This is a genomic window from Azospirillum sp. A29 (assembly GCF_042604625.1).
Taxonomy (GTDB): Bacteria; Pseudomonadota; Alphaproteobacteria; order Azospirillales; family Azospirillaceae; genus Azospirillum; species Azospirillum palustre.
In genome coordinates this window covers 1,125,212-1,147,165 of record NZ_CP170460.1, presented here as the reverse complement: position 1 = coordinate 1,147,165, position 21,954 = coordinate 1,125,212, and the positions used below count along the sequence as shown (strand labels likewise).

Genomic DNA, 21,954 nt, shown 5'->3' with positions numbered 1-21,954 from the left:
GCAAAGACGGCCCGGAACACCCTCACATCCCATAATGTTTCTGGAAGGCATCGGAACCATGGCCATCGATTGGAAGGGACTGAACCCCGCGCCCGTCACGCTGTTCAAGGACAATGGCGACGTCGATTTCGACGGAAACGCCCGCCTGGCAAAGTGGCTTGCCTCGATTCCCGGCGTAAAGAGCCTCGTCATCCTCGGCCATGCCGGCGAGGGCACCTTCCTCACCCATGACGAGCAGATCGAACTGATCCGTGTCTACAAGGACGCCACGCCGCTGCCGGTCGTCGCCGGCATCACCGGCGAAGGCACCAAGGTCGCCGAACTGGAGGCGAAGGAGAAGTTCGAGGCCGGCGCCACCGGCGCCCTGGTCTATCCGAACCACGGCTGGCTGCGCTTCGGCTACCAGAAGGGCGCACCCGTCGACCGCTACAAGGCTGTCGCCCAGTCCGGCCTGGAATGCATCCTGTTCCAGTACCCGGCCGTGACCAAGGCCAACTACGACCTCGATACCCAATTGCAGATCGCCGCCGTGCCGGGCGTCACCGCCACCAAGAACGGCGTGCGCGACATGAAGCGCTGGTACGACGAAATCCCGGCGCTGAAGAACGCCTTCCCGGACCTCGCCATCATGTCGTGCCATGACGAATGGTTGCTGCCGACGATGTTCGACGTCGACGGGCTGCTGGTCGGCTACGGCAACATGGCCCCGGAACTGCTGATCGAGTATCTCGCCGCCGGCAAGGCGCAGGACTATACGCTCGCCCGCAAGTACCACGAGCAGCTGCTGCCGATCACCCGCGCGGTCTACCATCGCGGGTCGCACATGGAAGGCTCGGTCGCGCTGAAGCACGCCCTGCGCGCCCGCGGCCTGATCGACAACGTCAATGTCCGCGAGCCGCTGAAGGCGCTGGGCGATGGCGCCGATGAGGAAATCCGCGCCGCGGTGAAGGCGTCCGGCCTGACCGTGATCCAGAACGCCCTCGCCACCTGAGAAGCCGTGGCCACCCGGGGGGTGGCCTCTCTTTCGTGCCGTCATGCAATTGGCGGCGATCCGGGCTTTTCAGGATCGCCGCCACGGAACCAACTCCTGGGGGGCCTCCGGCGGCCGAAGGCTGCCGGCAATAAAAAAACCAATAATCAGGCTTGAGAGGAAACGCCATGCTCATGCAGACATCCGAGGATGTCGCCTCCAAAACGCGCGACGCCGCGGCCGGCACTTTCGATGGACAGGCGGACATCAGCGCCCGGCTCGAACGGCTTCCAATCACCCGGCGGGTCTTCTGGACCCGCAACATCATCGGCGCCGCCACCTTCTTCGACGGCTACACGGTCATCGCCATCGCCTACGCCATGCCGGTGCTGGTCCGCGAATGGGGGCTCGGCCCCGAACAGACCGGGCTGATCCTGTCGATGGGCTATCTGGGCCAGCTCATCGGGGCGGTCTTCTTCGGCTGGCTCGCCGAGCGGATCGGCCGGCTGAGCGTCCTCCTCTTCACCATCCTGCTGTTCGTGAGCATGGACGTCGCCTGCCTGTTCGCCTGGGGCGCCGGATCGATGATGGCGTTCCGCTTCATCCAGGGCATCGGCACCGGCGGCGAGGTGCCCGTCGCCAGCGCCTACATCAACGAATATATCGGATCGAAGGGGCGCGGCCGCTTCTTCCTGCTCTACGAGGTGATGTTCCTGCTGGGCCTCGTCGGCGCCGGCCTCATCGCCCGGGCGCTGGTTCCGGTCTATGGCTGGCAGGTGATGTTCCTCGTCGGCATCGTTCCGGCCGCCATCCTGATCCCGTTCCGCTTCTTCATGAGGGAATCGCCGCGCTGGCTGGCCTCCAGGGGCCGTTACGACGAAGCCGACCGCATCGTCAGCCAGCTCGAAGCCAGCGCCGTCGCCTCCGGGCACAGCCTGGAAGCGCCGAAGCCCGTCGCCACCCGCGCGAAGGCCGGCTCCAACTGGCGCGAGCTGTTTTCCGGCTTCTACCGCCGCCGCACCTTCACCATCTGGGCGATGTGGTTCTGTTCCTACCTCGTCGCCAACGGCATGATCACCTGGCTGCCGACGCTCTATCGCCAGACCTTCAACCTGCCGCTCGAGACCAGCCTGCTGTACGGGCTGCTGACCTCGGTCGGCGGCGTCGCCGCATCGGTCGTCTGCGCCCTGCTCATCGACAGGGTCGGCCGCAAGCGCTGGTACATGTGCGCCTTCTTCGCCGCCCCGCTGCCGCTTCTGGCGCTGGCCTTCCTCGGCGCCACCTCGCCGCTCGAAGTGCTGATCCTCGCGGGACTGGCCTACGCGATCCTGCAGACGATCACCTTCTCGCTCTACCTCTACTCCGCGGAACTCTATCCCACCCGCATGAGGGCGCTCGGCACCGGTCTCGGCAGCGCCTGGCTGCGCCTCGGCTCCTCCACCGGCCCCATTCTGGTCGGTGTGCTGATGGGCTCGGCCGGTGTCCAGTACGTCTTCGCGACCTTCGCCGCCGTATCGCTGGCCGGCGCGGTCATCACCGCCCTCTTTGCTATCGAGACCAAGGGGCGGGTTCTGGAAGAACTGTCTCCCTGAAGGGAGCCGGTTGAATAGGGGCGCGCCTGGACAGCGGGACCGCCGAAGCAGTGGTTTCTTCGGCGCGCTCCCGGCCCCGGCCCCCTGCCGACCTCATCCTCCCCGACCTTTGTGGAAGACCGGCTTGACCGGTCCGGTCCGGTCGCCTCTTCCGACAGGCCGGGATGCCATGGGATTTCCATCCACCTCCTTCTCATCGGCGGTATTTTTCCATGAAACAGACGCAAACAATTGCTCTGTGCGGGATCCTGGCTTCGTGCATCGTCGGACCGGCTCAAGCGCAAGGCCGGTTCGACATCCAGCTCAGCGGTGACGCCTATTTTGAAATGGGCCTCGTTTCACAGACCAACGACCGCAATCTGCGGTCCACCGAGGCCCGCAACCGTTTCCGTTTGACCGTCGTTCCGCTGGCAAAAGCGGACAATGGCCTGGAATACGGCGCAAACCTGCGGCTGCGCAGCGCACTGGGCAGCCGGGCGATCGACATCGACCGCGGCTACCTGTTCTCCTCGGGGTCGTTCGGCACGGTGCGGCTGGGTGTCACGCCGGGCTTCGACGGCGAGATCTCCCATCTGACCAACGGCACCGGCCGTCCCATCGCCTACCTGCCCTTCGGCCTCTACGATCACGCGGCGGCCTGGGTCGGACCGGCCGGCGGCGCCCAGGGGACGGACCCGGCGACCGGGCGCTACACCGGCGGCGATTTCCGGGGCGGCGTCGGCGACGCGCTCCAGCCGCCCGCGACCCTGATGTGGCCCTGGCTCAATGCTGATGCCGGCGCCACGAAGATCCTCTACGCCTCGCCGCGTTTTGCCGGGCTGCAAGTCGGCGGCAGCTACACGCCGCGCAACGACAGCTCGAACACCGACATCAGCCGCGTCAAGACCGGATCGACCCCGGCCGCGCAATTCACCGGGAACTTCCAAGACATCGTCGAGGTCGGCGCGAACTACAAGGCGACGCTCGGACCGGTCAAGGCGACGCTGTCGGCGGCCTTTATGGGCGGAAAGGCGACCGCCAGCGGAGCGGCCGCGGATGCCTTCAAGGACCTCCGCGGCTATATCGGCGGCTTCCGGTTCGAGTATGCCGGCTTCTCCCTTGGCGGCGATTACCTGAACTACGGCAAGAGCGGGCAGAATGCGCGCTATGCCTACACCGACGACACCTGGACCTGGCAGGTCGGCGCGCAGTATGTCACCGGACCCTATGTGCTGGGCGCCGCCTACATCCGCACCGAAGACCCCGGACAGGTGACCCGGCCCGGCAAGCGGACCGCCGACGTCTATGAGGTGGGCGCCGGCTACACCGTGGCACCGGGCCTGCGGGCGCAACTCCAATACGATTACTTCGACACCCGGAGCGACAAGGCCGTGACCCTGGCCTCCGGGTCGCCCGACGACCGCGCTCATGTGCTTCTGGCCCGGACGCTCGTGGCGTTCTGACAAGGGAAGGGTTCATTGAGGCTGCGGCGGTCCGTGCAGGCTTCCACACCCTCAAGACCATCCGGGCCAGCAACGGCTGGAAAAGACCACACTATATTGCAACGCATGATAATGATCCGTGCCAATACTGAAGATCCCCCAGAATCATTAAACGAGGATTCATTTTTCCGGGCTATTTCATAACTTCGCATCATGACGCCGGCCAACCCGGTACAAAGAGGACGCCGCCATGCGATCCGTAATTTTCGGCCTCAACAGCCGCATCAATCTCATCACCGGCATTGCCCTCGTGGGATTCGCGATTGTCGGCGCTCTCTCGATCCGCACCATTGGAACGGTGACCGGGGACGAACGCCAGGCGCGTGCCCGCGTCGTCGTCGAGGCGGCGTCGAAGATCGTCCAATCCTATGAAGCGAAGGCCGCCAAGGGCGATCTCCCGGAAGCAGCCGCCAAGGAGGCCGCGAAGGAAGCCCTGCGCGCAGTCCGCTTCGACGGCAACGAGTACATCCTCATCCTTGAACAGGACGGGACCGTCGCCATGAGCGGCATGTTCAAGGACCGGGATGGACGCTCCGCGCTGGACAACAAGGATGCCAACGGCGTCTATTTCAGCCGCGAGATGATCAAGGCCGCCCAGGCCGGCGGCGGATTCACCGATTATTCCTGGCCGAAGGCACCGAACACGCCTCCCCAGCGCAAGGTCGCCTACGCCCTGCAATCGGGCGCCTGGAAATGGGTCGTCTGTTCGGGCGTCTACCTCGACGACGTCGAGGCGGCGATCTGGAGGAACGCCATGACCATCGCCGGGGCCGGCGGCGCCCTGGCCGGGCTGATCTTCGGCGTCGCCTTCTGGCTGGGCCGCAGGATCACCCGTCCCATCCTGCACCTCACCGCCGTGACGAACCGCATCGCCGACGGCGACCTGTCGGTCGTGGTCCCCGGGCAGGAGCGGCGGGACGAGATCGGTTCGCTGGCCCATTCCATCGGCGTGCTGAAGCTCCGCTCGGAGGAAGCCTCGCGTCTTTCCGCCGAACAGGAGCGGATGAAGGCGGAGGCGGCCCGCGAGCGCAAGCACGAAATGGCCAGGTTTGCCGATGCGTTCGAAGCCTCGGTGATGGCCGTTGTCGGTTCCATCGCATCGTCGGCGGGCACCATCGAAAGCTCGGCCAAGGCCCTGACGGACTCGTCGCACCTCGCCGAACGCGAAACCACCTCGGCCGACGCCGCCGCCGAACAGACGAGCGAGAATGTCGGGACCGTCGCGTCGGCCACCGAGGAACTGGCCGCATCGATCCAGGAAATCTCGCACCAGATCTCCCACTCCTCCCAGATCGCTTCGGGGGCGATGGGCGAGGCGGGCGAGGCTCAGGTCGCCATGACCCAGCTTGCCGACGCCGCCAAGCGGGTCGGCGCCATCGTCGAGCTGATCAACCGGATCGCCAGCCAGACCAATCTGCTGGCGCTGAACGCGACCATCGAGGCGGCGCGCGCCGGCGAGGCGGGCAAGGGCTTCGCCGTCGTCGCCGGCGAGGTCAAGGCGCTGGCCGCGCAGACCGCCAAGGCGACCGACGAGATCCAGGCGACGGTGTCGGGCATCGAATCCATCTCCGAGACGGCGGTGTCGCGCATCCGGGAGGTCAGCGTGACGGTCACGCGGATGAATGAGATCACCGCGACGATTGCCGCTGCCATCGAGGAGCAAGGAGCGGCAACGCGCGAGATCGCCGACAACATCAACAATGCCGCGGAGAGCACCCGCCGGGTGTCGGGAAACGTCGGTGTGGTTCGCCAAGCGGTCGACAGCACGGCCGGCGTTGCCCGGACTGTACTCGACGCGGCGGGCACACTCTCCGATGGGAGCAAGCGTCTCAATCAAGAAGTGTCCAACTTCCTCGGCACGGTCCGAACCGCTTGATCGCGACTTTGGCACACAAATCGACAGGCAGTTGGGCACCTCGATAAACCGGCTTTTCTGGCCGGTTGAGACCGCAGAAAAGGTTGATCCGGCGATAAACCGGCTATTTTAGGAGTTAAGGCCCGATTTCTGTGCGAAAAGGTAGAAATATGCAGCGGTTTTGGCGCTAAACGGGCGCAGTGCGCCCCTCGAGCCAGATCAGGCGTCGGAAATTGTAGGCAAGGTTGGCGATGCCGATCGTCACCGTGGCGCGCCCGAGGCCGATGGTGCGGATGAACAGCCCCATGCGCTCCTTCTGGTCGGCGAACACATGCTCGACGGCGGACCGTACCGCCGAGCGGGCGCGGTTGGCGCGCTGGTGCGGCCCCGGCATCGGCCGTCCCTTCGGCTTGCGGAAATGCACCATGCTGCGGCGGCCCGCCGCCGCGATGGCTTCTTCATTGGCCTTCGAACGGTAGGCGCTGTCCGCCCACACCCGGCTGTCGAAGGCGTCCGGGTTGAGCAGGCGCGGCAACTGCGCGCCGTCGTGCCGCGCCGCGCCGGTGACGATGAAGCGCCGGATCAGGCGGAACCGGCGGTCGACGGTGATGTGCGACTTGTAGCCGGAAGCCGCGATCGGCACCCCCTCCACCATGCGCGCCTCGGACCCGTCGAGCGTCGGTCCCGGCTTCGCCTTGAACCGTCCCCGCTTCACCGTCCAGCGTGCCTGCGTGTCCTTCTGGCGCGCCTTGGCCGGTGGCCAGGGCGGGTCTTCACCGTCACGGATTTGCCGCTTTTCCTCCTTGGTCAGCCGCTGTTTGGGCGCCTAAACGATGGAGGCGTCGACGATCTGGCCGCCTGGCGCGAAGTAGCCACGCTCCGTCAGGGCCTCGTCGAAGCGGACGAACAGCCCCTCCGGTCGCGACCCTGATAAGGGGCACCAGTTTGGGCACCAAGCCGCACCAGTTCATCCATATCCACGGCTCACCGAAGATGGAGGTCGGGACGCTTTCAACCTCCAGCCCCTTCAGCGTCGGCCCGATCCGCACATGGGCAACAGCGGAGCCAACCGGTCTTCGAACAGCTTCATGTCTTCGTCGTCACGGTTGGGGGGTGGTCACCGCTGCTGACACTTCGGCAGGCAGGTACGGAAAGGGTGCGACAGAGGAAAGCAGGGGCCGCGGTCGCGAGAGCAGCGCCAGGATGGAGGGCGCCTCGCGGGGATCGTCGTCCCAAGCGCAGGGGGCGGCAGCGAGCCCGATGGCCGCCGCCAGCGCAAGAAGGGTGCGCATCGTGCTGTCTCCTACAGTGGATGTGTGATAATCATTATGATCGTAATCACATCGGCGTTCCGCCAAGGTCAGCGGGTGCGGCGATGGTGATCGGGACAACCGAGCTTTCCGGTGACGCCATGAGCCGCAAGACCGCCAGCACACCCACCGCCCCCACCTCCGATATGTCGGCCGCTGAGCCGGCCGGGAGGTCGCAAACCGCCAGACTGGCGGATTTCATGTGCTTCACGATCTATTCGGCCAACCTCGCCTATTCGCGGGTCTACAAGCCGGTGCTGGAGCAGCTTGGCGTCACCTATCCCCAGTACATCACCATCATCGCCCTGTGGGAGGAGGATCGGCAGACCGTCAAGAGCCTCAGCGAGAAGCTGTTCCTGGAGCCCAGCACCATGACGCCGATGCTGCAACGGCTGGAGGCGATGGGCTATGTCACGCGGATGCGCGACGACGAGGACGAACGCAGCGTCCGCGTTTCTCTGACCGAGGCCGGCCGGCAGCTTCGCGAGAAGGGCCTGGGCTTCGGCGAGTTGACGGTGAAGGCTTCCGGACTTCCGCCCGACGAGTTCCGCGCCCTCCAGAGAGCGGTCGCCCGATTGCGCAACAACCTGCGGGAGGCCAGCAAGTAAAACAGATCGGATGCGGAGGTCCGGGGGCCATGCGGGCTTCTCCTCAACCGAAGGTGAAGGCGTAGGCGTCGACGCCGGGATCGAGGAAACGCACCTCGAACGTCCGTTCCCGAACAGCGCCCGCCTGCCGCACCAGCTGATAGAGCCTGGTTTCCGAAACGGTGCCGAAGCCCTCGGCGTCCGTGTCCGTTCCGTGATCGGACCCCGGGGGCATGCCGTCGATCGTGACCTGGAAGCGGACCGGTTTACCGTCCTGGACGGGACCGAGGATGAGGTGCAGGTCGCGCGCCCGGAAGCGGTAAACGATCGCCCCGCCCGCCCGGTTCAGCCGGGCCTGCTCGGCCCCGACCGTCCAGTTGCCCGAAAGCCCCCAGTGGTTCAGCCGCAGCGCGCCGACCGTGTAGTCCCGCGGCTGGTCGATGCCGTCCCGCTCCGGCGAGGCGAAGTTAGCCGCCTGCCGATAGCCAACATAGGTTTCACCGGAGCGGATGTCGTCGAGGTCGGCGGGCGCCTGCGCCCCCTGCCCCGCCGGTCTGACCAGCCCGCCCTCGCCGGCTTGGCTCCCTGCGGTCTGGCCTTTGGTGGCTTCTGCCAACAAGTCCTGGATGACCCGTTCGGTCTGCTCATACCCGCCCTCGCCGAACTGGTGGTGACGGATCCGCCCCGTGGCGTCGGCGATATAGAAGGCCGGCCAATAGCTGTTGCCGAATGCCCGCCAGATGCGGAAGTCATTGTCGATCGCCACCGGATAGGGGATGGCGAAATCCCGCAGCGCCTTCTGCACGTTGCCGATCCGCTTTTCGAAGGCGAACTCCGGGGCATGGACACCGACCACCACCAGCCCCTGGTCCCGGTACTTCTCCGCCCATGCCCGCAGATACGGCAGCGTCCGGATGCAGTTGATGCAGGAGTAGGTCCAGAAATCGATCAGCACGACCTTTCCACGCAGATCTGCCGTGGTCAGCGGCTGTGAGTTCAGCCAGTCCGTCGCACCGTCCAAGGAGGGGAGAACGCCCTCGACCGGCAGGCTGCTGCGATAGATCCGCCGGGCATCGGCAAGCACCAGCCCCGTTGCGGACGTCTCCGGCGCAGCCGACGCTTCGGCAGCGGCGGAGGGGGCAGCAGGGGCGAACCGGTCGATCAGCGACTGCTCGACACCGGACGTGCCTGCATAGGACAGACGGCCCAGCAGCCCGGTGTCGAGCCCCAGGGCGATGACGCCGACACCGGCGAGGACGGCGATGCCGAGTGCCTGGCGGAGACGCTCCCCGACACCGAGCGACCGCTTCATCGCCGCCAGCACCCGGCCGCCGGCCAGAAGGGCGAGCGCCAGGGAGGTCGCGGCACCGGCCGCATAGGCCGCCAGCAGCAGGGTGGTTTGCAGGCTGGCGCCGTGAAGCGCCGCACCGGTCAGGACCAGCCCGAGGATCGGCCCGGCACACGGCGTCCAGAGCAGCCCGGTGGCGATACCCAGCACAAGCGATCCGGCGACGCCGGCCCGGCCGGATATCCGGTTGCCGGCGGCGACCAGCGGACGGCTGAGCACCGCGGCAGCGCGGGGAGACAGGAGCGTGTATCCGAACACGGCCATCAGCGCGATGGCGGCGGCCCGCCCGGCACCATTGGCTTCGACCGCCCAACCTCCGCCGACGGCGGACAGCGTGGCGACCCCGGCGAAGCTGGCCACCATACCGAACAGCATCGGCAGGATACCGCGGAACAGCGGCTGCCCCTCCCGGGAGAAGATGAAGGGCACGACCGGCAGGATGCAGGGGCTGACGATGGTCAGGGCGCCCGCCAGGAAGGAGACGAGAAAGAGGATCATGACTGAACCCTTTCGACAGGCCGAGTGCGGGTCGGCACCCGATCCGGCAAATCAGTAGAAGGTCACTGGGAGACCGCCTCGGCGGCCTCGACGATCAGGGCGGCGACGGCCTCGGGCTTGGCAGCGTAGACGGCGTGGCTGGCCTCGACCGACCGGACATGGCTGCCGGCCCGGCGGGCCATCTCCAGTTCCAATTCGGGATTGATCGAGCGGTCGGCGGTCGCCACCAGAGCCCAGCTCGGCTTCGATTTCCATGCCGGGTCACCAGCCGGTGTCGTGAAGGCGTCCTTGGCCGCGAACACCTGGGACCGGGCGAGGAAGGCCGCGTCTGCCGGCGGAAGGTCGGCGGCGAAGGCACCGGCGAAGGCCGGCGGGTCGAGATAGAGGTAGCCGTCGGCGGTGGCCTTGACGGCATCCGGCACGGCGCCGGCCACCGGCTTGCTCTCGGCCAGTTTGGCGAGACTCTCGCCCTTTTCGGGCTCGAAGGCGGCGACATAGACCAGGGCAGCAACATGGCTGTCGTTCCCGGCCTCGCTGATCACCATCCCGCCATAGCTGTGGCCGACCAGAACGGCCGGGCCCGTCTGAAGGGAAAGGACGCGGCGGGTTGCCGCGACATCGTCGCCGAGCGAGGTCAGCGGCTGCTGGACGATCGACACGGCATAGCCCTTGGCGGTCAGGATGTCGGAAACCTTGCGCCAGCCCGAGCCGTCGGCGAAGGCGCCATGCACGATGACCACCGACTTCACCGGAGCGGCGGCGGCCGGCGACCAGGGAGCGGCGAGCGACAGGGCCAGACCGAACAGGGCAGCCGGAAATTTGGATGGAAGCATGGAGGCATCCCCTCATGTCATTTGCGTCATAACTATTATTTTGATAAGTACATTGACGGAAGGCAGACTGTCCAGACGGAACCATGCGGATGCCGGCTTGCGGCAGGGGGATTTTTGTACCGGCATGTATCAGCCGACGGGGCGAATACAGATGGACACAAACCGCCGGACGTCGGCAGGAATTTGCCCGTCATAAGATCGCCGAACAGCAGCGGGGTTCGACCGAATGGATCACATCGACCACGTCCTGATCGTCGATGACGACCGGGACATCAGGGAACTGGTGTCCGGCTATCTGAAGCGGAACGGCCTGCGTGTGACCCTCGCCGCCGACGGCCGGCAGATGCGGTCGTTCCTGGAGCGCGACCGGGTGGACCTCATCGTGCTCGACATCATGATGCCGGGCGATGACGGGCTGGTTCTGTGCCGGGAGCTTCGTGCCGGCCGGCATGCCGCGACGCCGGTCCTGATGCTGACCGCGCGCAACGACGAGATGGACCGCATCCTCGGCCTGGAGATGGGGGCCGACGATTATCTGGCGAAGCCGTTCGCGGCGCGCGAGTTGCTGGCCCGCATCAAGGCGATCCTGCGCCGGGCGCGCATGCTGCCGCCCAACCTCCAGATCAGCGAGGCCGGACAGCTGCTGAGCTTCGGCAGTTGGCGGCTCGACACCGTTGCCCGCCATCTGCTCGACCAGGACGGCACGGCCGTCGCGCTGAGCGGTGCCGAATACCGGCTGCTGCGCGTCTTCCTCGACCACCCGCAAAGAGTGCTGTCGCGCGACCAGCTCCTCAACCTGACGCAGGGGCGCGAGGCGGAGCTGTTCGAACGGTCCATCGACCTGCTGGTCAGCCGGCTCCGGCAGCGGCTGCGCGACGACGCGCGCGAGCCCAGCCACATCAAGACGGTCCGCAACGAAGGCTATGTGCTGGCGATGCCGGTGGAGATCACGAGGGCAAGGCCATGAGAGGCACGGTCATGAGCGGCGCAATCCACCGGCTCGGCCACGTCATGGGTCTGCCCCGCACCTTGCGCTGGCGGCTGTTCCTCATCCTCCTGACCGGGCTTGTCCTGGCGCATGGCCTGTCCTTCGGCGCGCTGTTCCTGGAGCGCACCAGTGCTGCCAAGGCGATGATGCTCGGCACGCTGGAACAGGATGTGGCGACCTCGGTCGCCCTGCTCGACCGCCTGCCACCGGAGGAGCGCGGCCGCTGGCTGGCGGTGCTGGAACGGCGCACCTACCGCTACGAGCTTGGTCCCGGCCTGCCGGGCGTGCCGGACCTGGGCAGCCGCGGTGCGGAGATCGCCCGCGCCATCAACGGCGGTGCCGGCCCCGGCTTCCCAGTGGTGGTCGAAGCCATTCCCGGTGATCACCCGCATCTCCAGGCCCATGTCACGCTTCGCGATGGCTCCCTGGTGACGATCGACGTGACGCCGGCGCTCATGCCACTCGCCGCCTGGGTCCCCCTGCTGCTGGCCGGCCAGCTCCTGCTGCTGGTCCTCTGCACCTGGCTTGCCGTGCGGCAGGCGATCCGCCCGCTGGCGCGCTTCGCCAAGGCTGCCGAAACGCTCGATCCCGGCGGCACGTCGGCACGGCTGGCGGAGGACGGACCGAGCGAGGTGGCCCATGCCGCGACCGCCTTCAACGCCATGCGGGACAGGATCGCCCATTATCTGGAGGAGCGCGTGCGGATCCTCGCCGCCATTTCCCACGACCTCCAGACGCCGATCACCCGCATGGCGCTGCGGGTCGAGATGGCGGAGGACAGTCCGGAGAAGGAGCGGCTGCTCCGCGATCTGTCGCAGATCGAACGGCTGGTGCGCGAAGGGGTGGCCTATGCGCGCAGCGCCCATGGCGATGTCGAGACTCCGGCCCGCATCGATGTCGGGTCCTTCGTCGAAAGCCTCGCCTTCGACTATCAGGACATGGGCAAGCCGGTGACCGTCCGCGGGCTCTCGGGCGCGGTCCTGACCACCCGGCCGCACGCGCTGCGCCGCATCCTGACCAACCTGATCGACAACGCCCTGAAATTCGCCGGAGAGGTCGAGATCACGGTGGCCCGGGACGACGCCGGCCGGATCGGCATCGCCGTCCAGGACACCGGCCCCGGCATTCCGGAGCATCAACTCACCGCCGTCCTCCAGCCCTTCTACCGGCTGGAACAGTCCCGCAACCGCGATTCCGGAGGAACCGGCCTGGGACTGGCCATCGCCCACCAGCTGGCGCTGGCGATCGGCGGGTCGTTGACGCTGCGGAACCGGCCGGTGGGCGGCCTTTGTGCCGAGGTGACGCTCGGCTGACAGGGGAGAGTTAGCCGTTTCCGAAGGCAGCAGTGAAGACCGCCCAGCGCTCCTCGAACAGACGCAAGAGGGACGGTCCGCCCGCCGTCCCATCATCGCCAAGCCGGATCCGGTTGTTGACGCCCTCCAGCAGGTCGATCAGAACCCCGCAGACCGAAGCTGGATTGCCCGGTCGCAATTCGCCTGCGCGTTGGGCGGCGGCGACGAACCCGACCAGCGGCTCCAGCGCATCGCGCGACCAGGATGCCAGCCGCTCCCGGAGAGCCGGCGAAACCGCGGCCTCGGCGCTGACGGATAGATAGAAGGCGGCATAGTCGCGCGACGACCCGATCTCGACATAGCGGAACGCGGCGCGGCGCAGCGCGTCGAGCGCTCCTACCCCACCCTCGCCAGCGGCGACGGACAGCAGGGCGTCACGGAACCGCCCGACATCGCGCTCGACCACCGCTTCAAGGAGGGCGGCTTTGTTGGGGTAACGGCGATAAAGCGTGTGCTTGGACACACCGAGTTCGGCCGCAATCTCTTCCAAACCGCTGTTGGCGACGCCCTTGCGGCAGAAGACGGCCCTGGCGCCATCCAGGATGCGCGCATCGATGGCCGCGGCCTGCTCCCTGGTCGGCCGTCCTCCTGGCTTGCGTCCGCCGGTGTCCATGTTCACGTCCCTTCCGCTCTCCATCCACCAACAAAACAGCACAGGTCCGTTGCGTTTTCCATCGCCGTCTGATATCAGCACGATTGCGTGTCGATATCCTGAAATCAACAAGGGGCGACGCATGGCATCGATCTCCCTTTCCCGGATCGGTTGGGCAACTCCGGACGGGCACAGCGTCCTGACCGGTGTCGTCCTGAATTTCGGGCAAGAGCGCACCGGCCTCGTCGGACGGAACGGCGTCGGAAAATCGACCCTGCTGAAACTCGTCGCCGGAGAGCTTCAGCCGCTTACCGGCAGCGTCCGGGTCACCGGCACGCTCGGCCTGCTGAAACAGGCGGTCCGGCCCACCGAGCGGGAAACAGTGGCGGACCTGTTCGGCGTGACCGAGGCGCTCACCCTTCTGCACCGCGCCGAGGTCGGGACGGCAAGCGCGGAGGAACTGGCGGACGCCGATTGGACGCTGGCGGAGCGCGTCGTCGCCGCCCTGGCCCGCGTCGGGCTCGATGCCGGCCCCGATACCCGGCTGGCGGAACTCTCTGGTGGCCAACGGACACGCGCCAGCCTTGCCGCAGCGGTCTTCGCCGCACCGGATTTCCTGCTGCTCGACGAGCCGACCAACAATCTCGACCGCTCAGGCCGCGAGGCGGTGATCGCCCTCCTCGCCAGTTGGCGGGCCGGGGCCATCGTGGTCAGCCACGACCGCGAACTCCTTGACCGGATGGACGCCATCGTCGAGCTGACCTCGCTGGGTGCCACCCGCTATGGCGGCAACTGGACGCGCTATCGCGAACGCAAGGCGACGGAACTGGAGGCGGCGCAGCAGGATTTGGCCCACGCCGAAAAGCAGGCGGCGGAGGTCCGGCGCAAGGCGCAACGCGCGGCGGAACGGCAGGACCGGCGCGATGCGGCCGGATCACGGAAGGCGGCGCAAGGCGACATGCCCCGCATCCTGCTGGGCGCGCGCAAGAGCAATGCCGAGGCCAGCCGGGGGTCCGGCGCCAAGCTGGCCGACCGCCAGCGCGCGGAGGCCGAAATGGCGCTCACGTCGGCGCGGTCCCGCATCGAGATCCTGCAGGACTTCTCGGTGGCGCTGCCACCCACCGGGCTTCCGGCCAACAGGATCGTCCTGCGGTTGGACAACGTCACCGCTGGCCACGACCCGGACCATCCGATCATCCGCGATCTCTCCTTCACCATGGAGGGGCCGGAACGGGTCGCCATCGTCGGGCCCAACGGGTCGGGCAAGACGACCTTGCTGACACTGGTCGCCGGCGGGCTCGCCCCGATCCGGGGCACGGTGTCGGTCGTCGTCGGCTTCGCCATGCTCGACCAGAGTGTCGGCATCCTCGATCCCACCATGTCGATACTCGACAACTTCCGGCGCCTCAATCCCGGCGCAACCGACAATGCCTGCCGGGCGGCCCTCGCCCGCTTCCTGTTCCGGGCGGACGCCGCCTTGCAACAAGTGGCAACGCTGAGCGGCGGACAGATGCTGCGCGCCGGCCTCGCCTGCACGCTGGGCGGACCGCGGCCACCGGCGCTGCTGATCCTGGACGAGCCGACCAACCATCTGGACATCGACTCTGTCGAAGCCATCGAGGCGGGGTTGAGAGCCTATGACGGCGCCATCCTGCTGGTCAGCCATGACGAGGACTTCATGGCCAACATCGGCATCGAACAACGGCTGAGCCTCGACCCACAGGGCGGCGGGAGCCCATAGCCAGCGCCGGCCTCGCCGATCCGGCACAGGGTCGGGTCGGTTACCCCCATCGGGACTTTGTATCCCACTGTATCCGACGGGCCGGCAGGTACAAAGGCTTTCACCATGTCCGATCGCCGGACATGCGGGGGATACATCGGCATCTCATGTTGCGGCGACGGACGAACACATTTGGGGAAAGAGAGATGACACGGAAACTGGAGACGGAAACCGCCGGCACGGCCCTGGTCGACCACGGGCGGCGGCGCTTCATCGGCACGGCGACCCTCGCAGCGGCCGCCGCCGGCCTTGGGCTGGGAACGGGACGGGCGCAGGCGGCGGAACCCCCTGCAGCCCGGCCGGCGGCGGGCTCCCCCTCGCCCACCGGCTTCAAATCGCTGAGGCAGATCGATGCCGGACCGCTCAACATCGGCTACGCCGAGGATGGCCCCGCCGACGGGCCGGTGGTCCTCCTCCTGCACGGCTGGCCCTATGACATCCACAGCTATGTGGAGGTGGCCCCGATCCTGGCGGGGGCCGGTTACCGCGTCATCGTTCCTCATCTGCGCGGCTACGGCACGACGCGCTTCCTGTCCGCCGCGACGCCGCGCAACGGCCAGCAGGCGGCGATTGCCGCCGACATGATCGCCCTGATGGATGCACTGAAGATCCAGACCGCAATTCTCGCCGGCTATGACTGGGGCGCCAGGACAGCGAACATCATGGCCGCACTCTGGCCGGAACGCTGCAAGGCCATGGTGTCGGTCAGCGGCTATCTGATCGGCAGCCAGGAGCTCAACCGGGCGCCGCTGCCTCCGAAGGCGGAGCTGCAATGGTGGTATCAGTATTACTTCGCCACCGAACGCGGCAGGGCCGGCTACGCAAAGTATACACACGACTTCGCGAAACTCATCTGGCAGCTCGCCTCCCCGAACTGGGCCTTCGACGACGCCACCTTCAACCGGTCAGCAGCTTCCCTCGACAATCCCGACCATGTCGACATCAGCATCCACAACTACCGCTGGCGGCTCGGCCTTGCGGAGGGGGAGGCACAATATGACGCGCTCGAACGGGCGCTGGCGGCCTTCCCGACCATCAAGGTTCCCACCATCACCATGGAAGGCGACGCCAACGGCGCTCCGCACCCGGAACCGGAGATGTATCGGGCGAAATTCACCAGCCGCTACGAGCATCGGCTGATCACCGGCGGCATCGGTCACAATCTGCCGCAGGAGGCGCCGAAAGCCTTCGCACAGGCCGTATTGGACGTCGGCAAGAATTGACCGGGACCTGACCGCTTTTGCGTGGACAGACCACGAGTCCGGATGTTGCGTCCGATCGGTTGCTTGTAACGCATCATCGCCACCTCACCCAAGGAGCGGCGGCCGTACTGGGCCGCCCGCTGCCACCCGCGGCGGCCAGGTGCACTTACGCGACGATCAAGGGCTTTGAGGTGATGCGGGCGCTCCGCAAAGGCCAACGGTCCAGATTCAACATCACCCGTGGCTGCGGAGCGAGGCGCGCCTCGTCGAACGCGACTTAGATCTTGGACCCGGTGTGCTCGCCGAGGCCGCGCAGTTCATCAGCCAGCAGTTCGAACTCCAGAACACATTGCGTCGGTGGTGACGCCCGTAACCATCATTTCGCACCTGCCGGCAAACTTTGCAACAGAGCCACCGCAAAAGTGATCACACCGCTCGGGTCGGATCGTTGATCGACGAAGTTCGCGGAGCGATCTCTCACCCTCCTCGCCTCCTTGCAACACGGTTTTCAACGAGAGGAAAGGAGGACAGTGCCCGTCTTGCCCGGCGTTTCGACGAAGGCCGCGGCCTTACCAACCTCCGCGAGATCGAAGGTTTTTTGTACCGGGAAGAGCTCCGGTTTCCCAGCCGCCAATTCGAGTGCCAACTTGATATCGGATTTACGTGTTTCCGGAGACAGCTCCGCCCAACGGCCAACGGTGACCCCGGAGATGCGGATATCGCGCGTCGAGAAGTGGAGTGCCGGAATGGAGATCGGTTGCCCCGAAAGGTCGCCGTAGGAGATGAGGCTGCCGCCATGGGAGAGAAGGCCTGCTGCCATGCTGGCCGTTTCGCCTCCAACCGGGTCGAGAACAACGCCTACCGGCCGGCCGTCCGCGGCCGAGATCACCCGCTTCTGCCAGTCGGATTCGTTTGTCGAAACGACGGGAAGGTCCGGGAAGACGACGTTGAGTTCGTTCACGCCTGCCTCGCGTCGAACAACGCCGACAACATCGTATCCGCGGTCAAGAAGAAGCCCGATCGTCAGTCGTGCGACGGCTGAACCCGCCGCAGTCAGAACCACGGCGTCGCGGCCGGGTTTCGCACCGGAAGCCTCGACCGCCCGTACGAGAAGAGCAGTGGTCAGCGGGTTCACGTGGAGCTGTGCCGCAGCTTCGTCGGTAACGCTGTCGGGGATTTCAGTGACAAAATCGGCTGGCACGACGACCTTTTCGCTCCAGGCGCCGCGGCCGGGGAAGAAGGCGATCCGAGTGCCTGGAGCCAGGGCCACACCGTCTCCGGCCTGCTCAACGATGCCATAGCCTTCAAAGCCAACGCGAACACCGTCTTCCGGCGGGACGGTGCCGGGCTGGTAGCGCCCGGCCACGCCAAGAAGATCGCCATGGTGAACGGGACGAAGAAGGACACGGACGAGGACCTCGCCGCGACCGGGTCCGCCGGGCTCGGCGACGTCCACTGCCTGAAGAACGTCTTCCGGCTTGCCATGCTTGAAATAGACTGCTGCACGCATTTCCAGGTCTCCTGTGGGGGAGCAGCCCGTGGCTGCTCCCATTGCTGTCAGACCTGGGCCTGTCCGCCGTCGGCGAAGAGTTCGGCTCCGTTGACGAAGCTTGCATCGTCCGATGCGAGGAAGAGCGTCGCCTTGGCGATCTCCTCGGATTCGCCGACACGGCCGAGCGGGATGCGCGAAGCGAGGTAGTCGAGCAGCCCCTGCTGCTGGTCCTTGTCGTCACCGGCCAGTCCAACGAGGCCCGGTGTCCGGGTGGCGCCCGGCGAGACGACGTTGACGCGGATGCCGGTGCCCTTCAGGTCGAGCGCCCACGAGCGGGCGAGGTTTCGCACGGCGGCCTTCGAGGCCGAGTAGACCGAGAAGGCGGCCGTGCCTTCGGTGCCCGCGGTCGACCCGGTGAGCACGACCGAGGACCCCTTGCCGAGCAGCGGCAGCGCCTTCTGGACCGTGAAGATCACGGCTTTGACGTTGCGGCCGAAGGTGTCGTCGATCTGTTCCTCGGTAATCTGGCCAAGCGGAAGCATGCTGCCACCGCCGGCGTTGACAACGAGCACATCGAGACGACCCTGTTCCGCCTTTACCTGGGCGAAGAGCTTGTCGAGATCGTCGTTGCTGCTGGAGTCGGCCTGAACGCCGACGGCGGCGTGACCGATTTCCGCAACGGCCTTTTCCAGAGCGTCCTTGCGGCGACCGGTGATGTAGACGCGGGCGCCTTCGGCGGCGAAGAGCTTGGCGGTCGAAAGGCCGATGCCGCTGGTGGCGCCGGTGACGATTGCGATCTTGTTCGCGAGTCTGTCGGTCATGATGGTTTCCTGTTGAGGGCGTGGGGAAGGGATCGGCCCGGGACCGTTGGAACTTGAAACTGCTTCGGAAAGTGGCGCCGGCGTTTGGTCTTTCGTCGCCGTCCGATGAGATGAACCTAAGCCGTCATCCTGCCGTCGAGAAGCTACCCGCGGTGGAGGCATTATCCATGGGGATGGATGATGTCGGTCGCCCTTGTGCCTCGTCGGGCATCGACAGCCTCGAACACGGTCGCCGCCCAATCGGCGAATGCGCGAAGCCGGGGGTTTGGAAACCGATCCGCCGGATAGACGAGATGCAGGGCATGATTCTCCGGCTTCCACTCCGGCAGCAGTTCGACAAGCGTCCCCGCCTGGAAATGCGGCCTTGCGAAGAAACCGAAGCTTTGCCCGATGCCGAGACCGGCCAGCAGAGCGGTCAGATGTGCCGTGCTCTCGTTGACCGCAATGCCGATCGAAGCCGGACGCTCGATCTTCTCATCGCCACGCTGGAAACGAAGGGGAAAGCGCTTGCCGGAAGACGCCGAGAAATAGCTCACGATCCGGTGGCCATCCATCTCGTCCGGATGCGTCGGCACCTGTTTTCCGGCCAGATAGCCCGGTGCGGCGCAGACGACGTAGTCGAGCTCGCACAGCTTTCTCGCTTTCAGTGATGAGTCCGACAGAGCGCCGCCACGGATGACGCAATCGATACCCTCGCCGACGAGATCGGCCGACCGGTCGCTGACACCCAGCAGCAGATCGATGTCCGGGTATTGCCGCTGGAAATCATCCAGTTTGGGAATGAGTATCCGGTTCGCCAGGACGGAGCCGATGTCGACCCTGAGCCTTCCTTTCGGGGTGCTGCGGGAACCGGCGACCGTTCCATCCATATCGTCGAGATCCGCCAGGAGCCGAAGCGCCCGTTCGTGATAGGCCAAGCCCTCGTTCGTCATGGTCACCGAACGGGTCGTCCGCTCAACCAGCTTCGTTCCGAGATGCGCCTCCAGGTCCTGCACCAGCTTGCTGGCCGACGATCGCGGCAGGTTCATCGAGTCCGCAGCTTTCGCAAAAGAGCCCGCTTCAGCGACACGGACGAATGTGCGGATCGCGAGTATCTGGTCCAAACGCAAGCTCCATGGTTTCTGGATCGGGACGAGCAAGATCGGGCTCGATTTGCGGCGCGAATCCGATCGCTGAACAAAGGCTACAGCTTTGGGGGAAGCCCCACCATATCCTGGCCTCCAGACGGACAGCCCGCCGTTCCGCAGGCCGCCCAGCCGCGTTCACTCCGAAACTTGAACCTGCAGGACCTGGCCCGGCTGGCCGTTTTCAACCGAGGCAACCACGAGATAGCGCCGCTCGTCCTTGTGCCTGGCCTCCACGATCTGCCGGATCGGCCCAACGGCATTGACGATCGCCGAGCCCGCAGGGTTGGTCATGAAGTTCGAGAGCCCCTCCAGCGGACCGCTGCCGTCCACCTTGCGCGACAAGGCCAGAACATAAGCCTTCTTCGGCTCAAGTCCCGTGACCGAAGCCTGCAGGACCTGCGTCAGGCCTTGATCGAACAGTGAGACGGTGGAGGGTGTCTTGCCCTTCCCGCCCGCCGCCGCCAGCCTCAGATGCGCGGTCTCGCCGGCCTTGCCGAGCGGCACGAGGTTCTGCAGGCCGTCCCCTTCCGGAACGGCATTCGGAACATAGGCGACCGCCTGCGGCGCCTGACCGATCGGGATGGTGGCGATAACCTTGTTCGTCAGGGTGTCGATCACGGCAAACTGGTCGGCATTCTCAAGGCCGACATAGACGCGCGTGCCGTCGCCCGAGGGCCAGATGCCGTGCGGCAGATTGCCGACCGGGATCGTCGCCACCTGTTCGAAATCATCGGTGCGGAACACCTTTACCTCGTTCAACCCGCCGACGGTCACGAAGGCGAAGCTGCCGTTCCTGTTGGTGACCAAGTTGACGTGGTTGGTAATCGGTCCGGTGTCGATCGTCCGGATCAGGTCGAACGGCGCTTCGGCGCTGAAGACTTGCGTCTTGCCGATGTCTTTCAGGGTGAACCAGACCTGCTTGCCATCGGGCGAAGCCGCGATGTTGGGGCAGAACGGGCTTTCCTGCTTCACATGGCCGAGGATGCGGTGATCGGCAACCGAGACGACGACCGTCTCCGGATTGAAGGACGAGCAGATATAGCCGTAGCGTCCGTCGGGCGAGAAGATCTGCATGCCGGGGCCGGCCGGCACCTTGATCCGCGTCTTTTCTTCGAAGCTGCCGGTGTCGAGAACGGCGATGTAGTCCTCGCCGCGCACGGTGACCCAGACTTCCTTGCCGTCCGGGGTGAAGAAGGCCTCGTGTGGCGAGCGGCCGACATAGGCCGTGTGCCTGACCGTATTGGTGGCCGTGTCGATGAAGGTGACCGAGTTGGAGCCGATCGAGACGACGGCCAGGGTCTTGTGGTCGGGCGAGAAGCCCATGCCATGGACGAGCACCTGACCCTTGTAGAGCGGCGACAGGTTGCCCGGCTGCGGATCGCCGAGTTTGATGACCCCCAGCAGCCTGTTGGTCGATGGATCGCTGACCGAGACGGTGTTGGAGAACTGCTCGGCGGCATAGACACGGTCCCTGCCACTAATCGGGATGTCAGGATCGGAAGCGGCAGCCGGAGCCTGTCCGGCGAAAGCGGCGAAGGGGGAGAGCAGGCTGCCGGCGAGAAGCGCCGCAGCGACGGACAGACGGGTCATTCGGGCAGGCCCTTTCAGTCACATCTTCATGTTCGGATCCATGCGGTGCATGGAACCCGCGGGATTTTTGTCCGGAGAAACTTGTGTCGGCGCGGGAGCGGAGGGCGGAAGGGTGTCGCCGATCGCAAGCTTCATGGCTGCGATCTCCTGTTGCTGCTCGACGATGATCTCCTGAGCCAGCCGCTTGAGCTGCTCGTTCCTGCCGTATTTCAGGATGGCGAGCGCCATGTCGATGGCGCCCTGATGATGCGGCGTCATCATCGCCACGAAGTCGCGGTCGATATCGCCGGTCGGCTTGGCCGCCATGTCCGCCATCATCCTGTCCATCGCTGCATCGTTGGCGGCGAGATAGGCGGCTTCCGGTCCATCCGGGATGGATGCGGAATGGTCATGCCGCGAGGACTCATGCAGTGCTGGCTCATCGGCCAGGACGGCATGGGGAACCAAGCTTGCCGCCAGGATCGCGATGAGAGCGGTTGCCTTTCCAGTCGACCACATCGTCATTGGCTTCTTCCTTCTGGGTTCAAGGAGCTGGA

Annotated in this window: 18 protein-coding genes and 1 pseudogene; 9 read left to right on the top strand and 10 right to left on the bottom strand. The window is 66.0% G+C overall.

Annotated elements, in window-relative coordinates; all coding sequences use genetic code 11:
• Window positions 1–58: 58 nt before the first annotated feature.
• The 4 genes from ABNQ38_RS05050 to ABNQ38_RS05035 all read left to right on the top strand — a co-directional run bounded on the left by ABNQ38_RS05050 (window position 59) and on the right by ABNQ38_RS05035 (window position 5,919).
• A complete protein-coding gene (locus ABNQ38_RS05050; protein ID WP_377806011.1) occupies window positions 59–991 on the top strand; it encodes a dihydrodipicolinate synthase family protein in 933 nt (310 codons plus the stop codon).
• Between the two features lie 167 nt (window positions 992–1,158).
• Entirely contained in the window at window positions 1,159–2,562 is a 1,404-nt protein-coding gene (locus tag ABNQ38_RS05045; RefSeq protein ID WP_377806010.1) for an MFS transporter, read from the top strand.
• 164 nt (window positions 2,563–2,726) lie between these two features.
• The gene (locus ABNQ38_RS05040) at window positions 2,727–4,004 is read left to right on the top strand and encodes a porin (protein ID WP_377806009.1); all 1,278 of its coding nucleotides are present in this window, start codon (window positions 2,727–2,729) and stop codon (window positions 4,002–4,004) included.
• A 229-nt stretch (window positions 4,005–4,233) separates the two neighbouring features.
• Complete coding sequence (locus tag ABNQ38_RS05035) at window positions 4,234–5,919, top strand: cache domain-containing protein (RefSeq protein ID WP_377806008.1); 1,686 nt, start codon at window positions 4,234–4,236, stop codon at window positions 5,917–5,919.
• Window positions 5,920–6,085: 166 nt separating this feature from the next.
• On the opposite strand, the gene ABNQ38_RS05030 is transcribed toward ABNQ38_RS05035, so the two are convergent.
• Window positions 6,086–6,613 (bottom strand): transposase, encoded by a 528-nt coding sequence (locus tag ABNQ38_RS05030; RefSeq protein ID WP_377806007.1) that lies wholly within the window; start codon window positions 6,611–6,613, stop codon window positions 6,086–6,088.
• A gap of 696 nt (window positions 6,614–7,309) precedes the next feature.
• Between ABNQ38_RS05030 and ABNQ38_RS05025 the strand changes: the two genes are divergently transcribed.
• On the top strand, window positions 7,310–7,816 hold the full coding sequence (locus ABNQ38_RS05025) for a MarR family winged helix-turn-helix transcriptional regulator (RefSeq protein ID WP_377806006.1): 507 nt from the start codon (window positions 7,310–7,312) through the stop codon (window positions 7,814–7,816).
• A gap of 43 nt (window positions 7,817–7,859) precedes the next feature.
• Here the strand turns inward: ABNQ38_RS05025 and ABNQ38_RS05020 are convergent, their stop codons facing one another.
• Entirely contained in the window at window positions 7,860–9,641 is a 1,782-nt protein-coding gene (locus tag ABNQ38_RS05020; RefSeq protein ID WP_377806005.1) for a cytochrome c biogenesis protein DipZ, read from the bottom strand.
• Between the two features lie 62 nt (window positions 9,642–9,703).
• The gene (locus tag ABNQ38_RS05015) at window positions 9,704–10,474 is read right to left on the bottom strand and encodes an alpha/beta fold hydrolase (RefSeq protein WP_377806004.1); all 771 of its coding nucleotides are present in this window, start codon (window positions 10,472–10,474) and stop codon (window positions 9,704–9,706) included.
• 226 nt (window positions 10,475–10,700) lie between these two features.
• Here ABNQ38_RS05015 and ABNQ38_RS05010 point away from each other — a divergent pair, with 226 nt between their 5' ends.
• Both ABNQ38_RS05010 and ABNQ38_RS05005 read left to right on the top strand, forming a co-directional pair.
• A complete protein-coding gene (locus ABNQ38_RS05010; protein ID WP_377806002.1) occupies window positions 10,701–11,441 on the top strand; it encodes a response regulator in 741 nt (246 codons plus the stop codon).
• An 11-nt stretch (window positions 11,442–11,452) separates the two neighbouring features.
• A complete protein-coding gene (locus tag ABNQ38_RS05005; protein ID WP_377806001.1) occupies window positions 11,453–12,775 on the top strand; it encodes a sensor histidine kinase in 1,323 nt (440 codons plus the stop codon).
• Between the two features lie 10 nt (window positions 12,776–12,785).
• On the opposite strand, the gene ABNQ38_RS05000 is transcribed toward ABNQ38_RS05005, so the two are convergent.
• On the bottom strand, window positions 12,786–13,550 hold the full coding sequence (locus tag ABNQ38_RS05000; protein ID WP_377806000.1) for a TetR/AcrR family transcriptional regulator: 765 nt from the start codon (window positions 13,548–13,550) through the stop codon (window positions 12,786–12,788).
• On the opposite strand from ABNQ38_RS05000, the gene ABNQ38_RS04995 reads away from it, so the two are divergent.
• Together ABNQ38_RS04995 and ABNQ38_RS04990 are read left to right on the top strand one after the other, a co-directional pair.
• Window positions 13,549–15,147 (top strand): ABC-F family ATP-binding cassette domain-containing protein, encoded by a 1,599-nt coding sequence (locus ABNQ38_RS04995; RefSeq protein ID WP_377805999.1) that lies wholly within the window; start codon window positions 13,549–13,551, stop codon window positions 15,145–15,147. The two genes, ABNQ38_RS05000 and ABNQ38_RS04995, sit on opposite strands and share 2 nt — an antisense overlap.
• A 185-nt stretch (window positions 15,148–15,332) precedes the next feature.
• On the top strand, window positions 15,333–16,409 hold the full coding sequence (locus ABNQ38_RS04990; protein ID WP_377805997.1) for an alpha/beta fold hydrolase: 1,077 nt from the start codon (window positions 15,333–15,335) through the stop codon (window positions 16,407–16,409).
• Window positions 16,410–16,423: 14 nt separating this feature from the next.
• Here the strand turns inward: ABNQ38_RS04990 and ABNQ38_RS04985 are convergent.
• The 6 genes and pseudogenes from ABNQ38_RS04985 to ABNQ38_RS04960 form a co-directional block, all read right to left on the bottom strand.
• Window positions 16,424–16,546: pseudogene (locus ABNQ38_RS04985) on the bottom strand (IS5/IS1182 family transposase); the annotation flags it as partial.
• 350 nt (window positions 16,547–16,896) lie between these two features.
• Complete coding sequence (locus ABNQ38_RS04980; RefSeq protein WP_377805996.1) at window positions 16,897–17,898, bottom strand: zinc-binding dehydrogenase; 1,002 nt, start codon at window positions 17,896–17,898, stop codon at window positions 16,897–16,899.
• 47 nt (window positions 17,899–17,945) lie between these two features.
• Window positions 17,946–18,701, bottom strand: coding sequence for an SDR family NAD(P)-dependent oxidoreductase (locus ABNQ38_RS04975; protein ID WP_377805995.1), 756 nt, complete (start codon window positions 18,699–18,701; stop codon window positions 17,946–17,948).
• Between the two features lie 161 nt (window positions 18,702–18,862).
• Window positions 18,863–19,804 carry a LysR substrate-binding domain-containing protein gene (locus tag ABNQ38_RS04970; RefSeq protein ID WP_377805994.1) on the bottom strand — a complete coding sequence of 314 codons (942 nt, stop codon included), beginning with the start codon at window positions 19,802–19,804 and terminating at the stop codon, window positions 18,863–18,865.
• 159 nt (window positions 19,805–19,963) lie between these two features.
• Window positions 19,964–21,418: a beta-propeller fold lactonase family protein gene (locus ABNQ38_RS04965; RefSeq protein ID WP_377805993.1), complete on the bottom strand. Its 1,455-nt coding sequence runs from the start codon at window positions 21,416–21,418 to the stop codon at window positions 19,964–19,966.
• A gap of 18 nt (window positions 21,419–21,436) precedes the next feature.
• Window positions 21,437–21,922, bottom strand: a complete 486-nt coding sequence (locus ABNQ38_RS04960) for a DUF305 domain-containing protein (protein ID WP_377805992.1) — start codon at window positions 21,920–21,922, stop codon at window positions 21,437–21,439.
• Between the last annotated feature and the right edge of the window lie 32 nt (window positions 21,923–21,954).

Bases quoted from the DNA above. Each gene is read 5' to 3' on its own strand.
- ABNQ38_RS05050 (WP_377806011.1), top strand. From the start codon at position 59: ATGGCCATCGATTGGAAGGGACTGAACCCCGCGCCCGTCACGCTGTTC.
- ABNQ38_RS05045 (WP_377806010.1), top strand. From the start codon at position 1,159: ATGCTCATGCAGACATCCGAGGATGTCGCCTCCAAAACGCGCGACGCC.
- ABNQ38_RS05040 (WP_377806009.1), top strand. From the start codon at position 2,727: ATGCCATGGGATTTCCATCCACCTCCTTCTCATCGGCGGTATTTTTCC.
- ABNQ38_RS05035 (WP_377806008.1), top strand. From the start codon at position 4,234: ATGCGATCCGTAATTTTCGGCCTCAACAGCCGCATCAATCTCATCACC.
- ABNQ38_RS05025 (WP_377806006.1), top strand. From the start codon at position 7,310: ATGAGCCGCAAGACCGCCAGCACACCCACCGCCCCCACCTCCGATATG.
- ABNQ38_RS05020 (WP_377806005.1), bottom strand. From the start codon at position 9,641: ATGATCCTCTTTCTCGTCTCCTTCCTGGCGGGCGCCCTGACCATCGTC.
- ABNQ38_RS05015 (WP_377806004.1), bottom strand. From the start codon at position 10,474: ATGCTTCCATCCAAATTTCCGGCTGCCCTGTTCGGTCTGGCCCTGTCG.
- ABNQ38_RS05010 (WP_377806002.1), top strand. From the start codon at position 10,701: ATGGATCACATCGACCACGTCCTGATCGTCGATGACGACCGGGACATC.
- ABNQ38_RS05005 (WP_377806001.1), top strand. From the start codon at position 11,453: ATGAGCGGCGCAATCCACCGGCTCGGCCACGTCATGGGTCTGCCCCGC.
- ABNQ38_RS04995 (WP_377805999.1), top strand. From the start codon at position 13,549: ATGGCATCGATCTCCCTTTCCCGGATCGGTTGGGCAACTCCGGACGGG.
- ABNQ38_RS05000 (WP_377806000.1), bottom strand. From the start codon at position 13,550: ATGCGTCGCCCCTTGTTGATTTCAGGATATCGACACGCAATCGTGCTG.
- ABNQ38_RS04990 (WP_377805997.1), top strand. From the start codon at position 15,333: ATGACACGGAAACTGGAGACGGAAACCGCCGGCACGGCCCTGGTCGAC.
- ABNQ38_RS04980 (WP_377805996.1), bottom strand. From the start codon at position 17,898: ATGCGTGCAGCAGTCTATTTCAAGCATGGCAAGCCGGAAGACGTTCTT.
- ABNQ38_RS04975 (WP_377805995.1), bottom strand. From the start codon at position 18,701: ATGACCGACAGACTCGCGAACAAGATCGCAATCGTCACCGGCGCCACC.
- ABNQ38_RS04965 (WP_377805993.1), bottom strand. From the start codon at position 21,418: ATGACCCGTCTGTCCGTCGCTGCGGCGCTTCTCGCCGGCAGCCTGCTC.
- ABNQ38_RS04960 (WP_377805992.1), bottom strand. From the start codon at position 21,922: ATGACGATGTGGTCGACTGGAAAGGCAACCGCTCTCATCGCGATCCTG.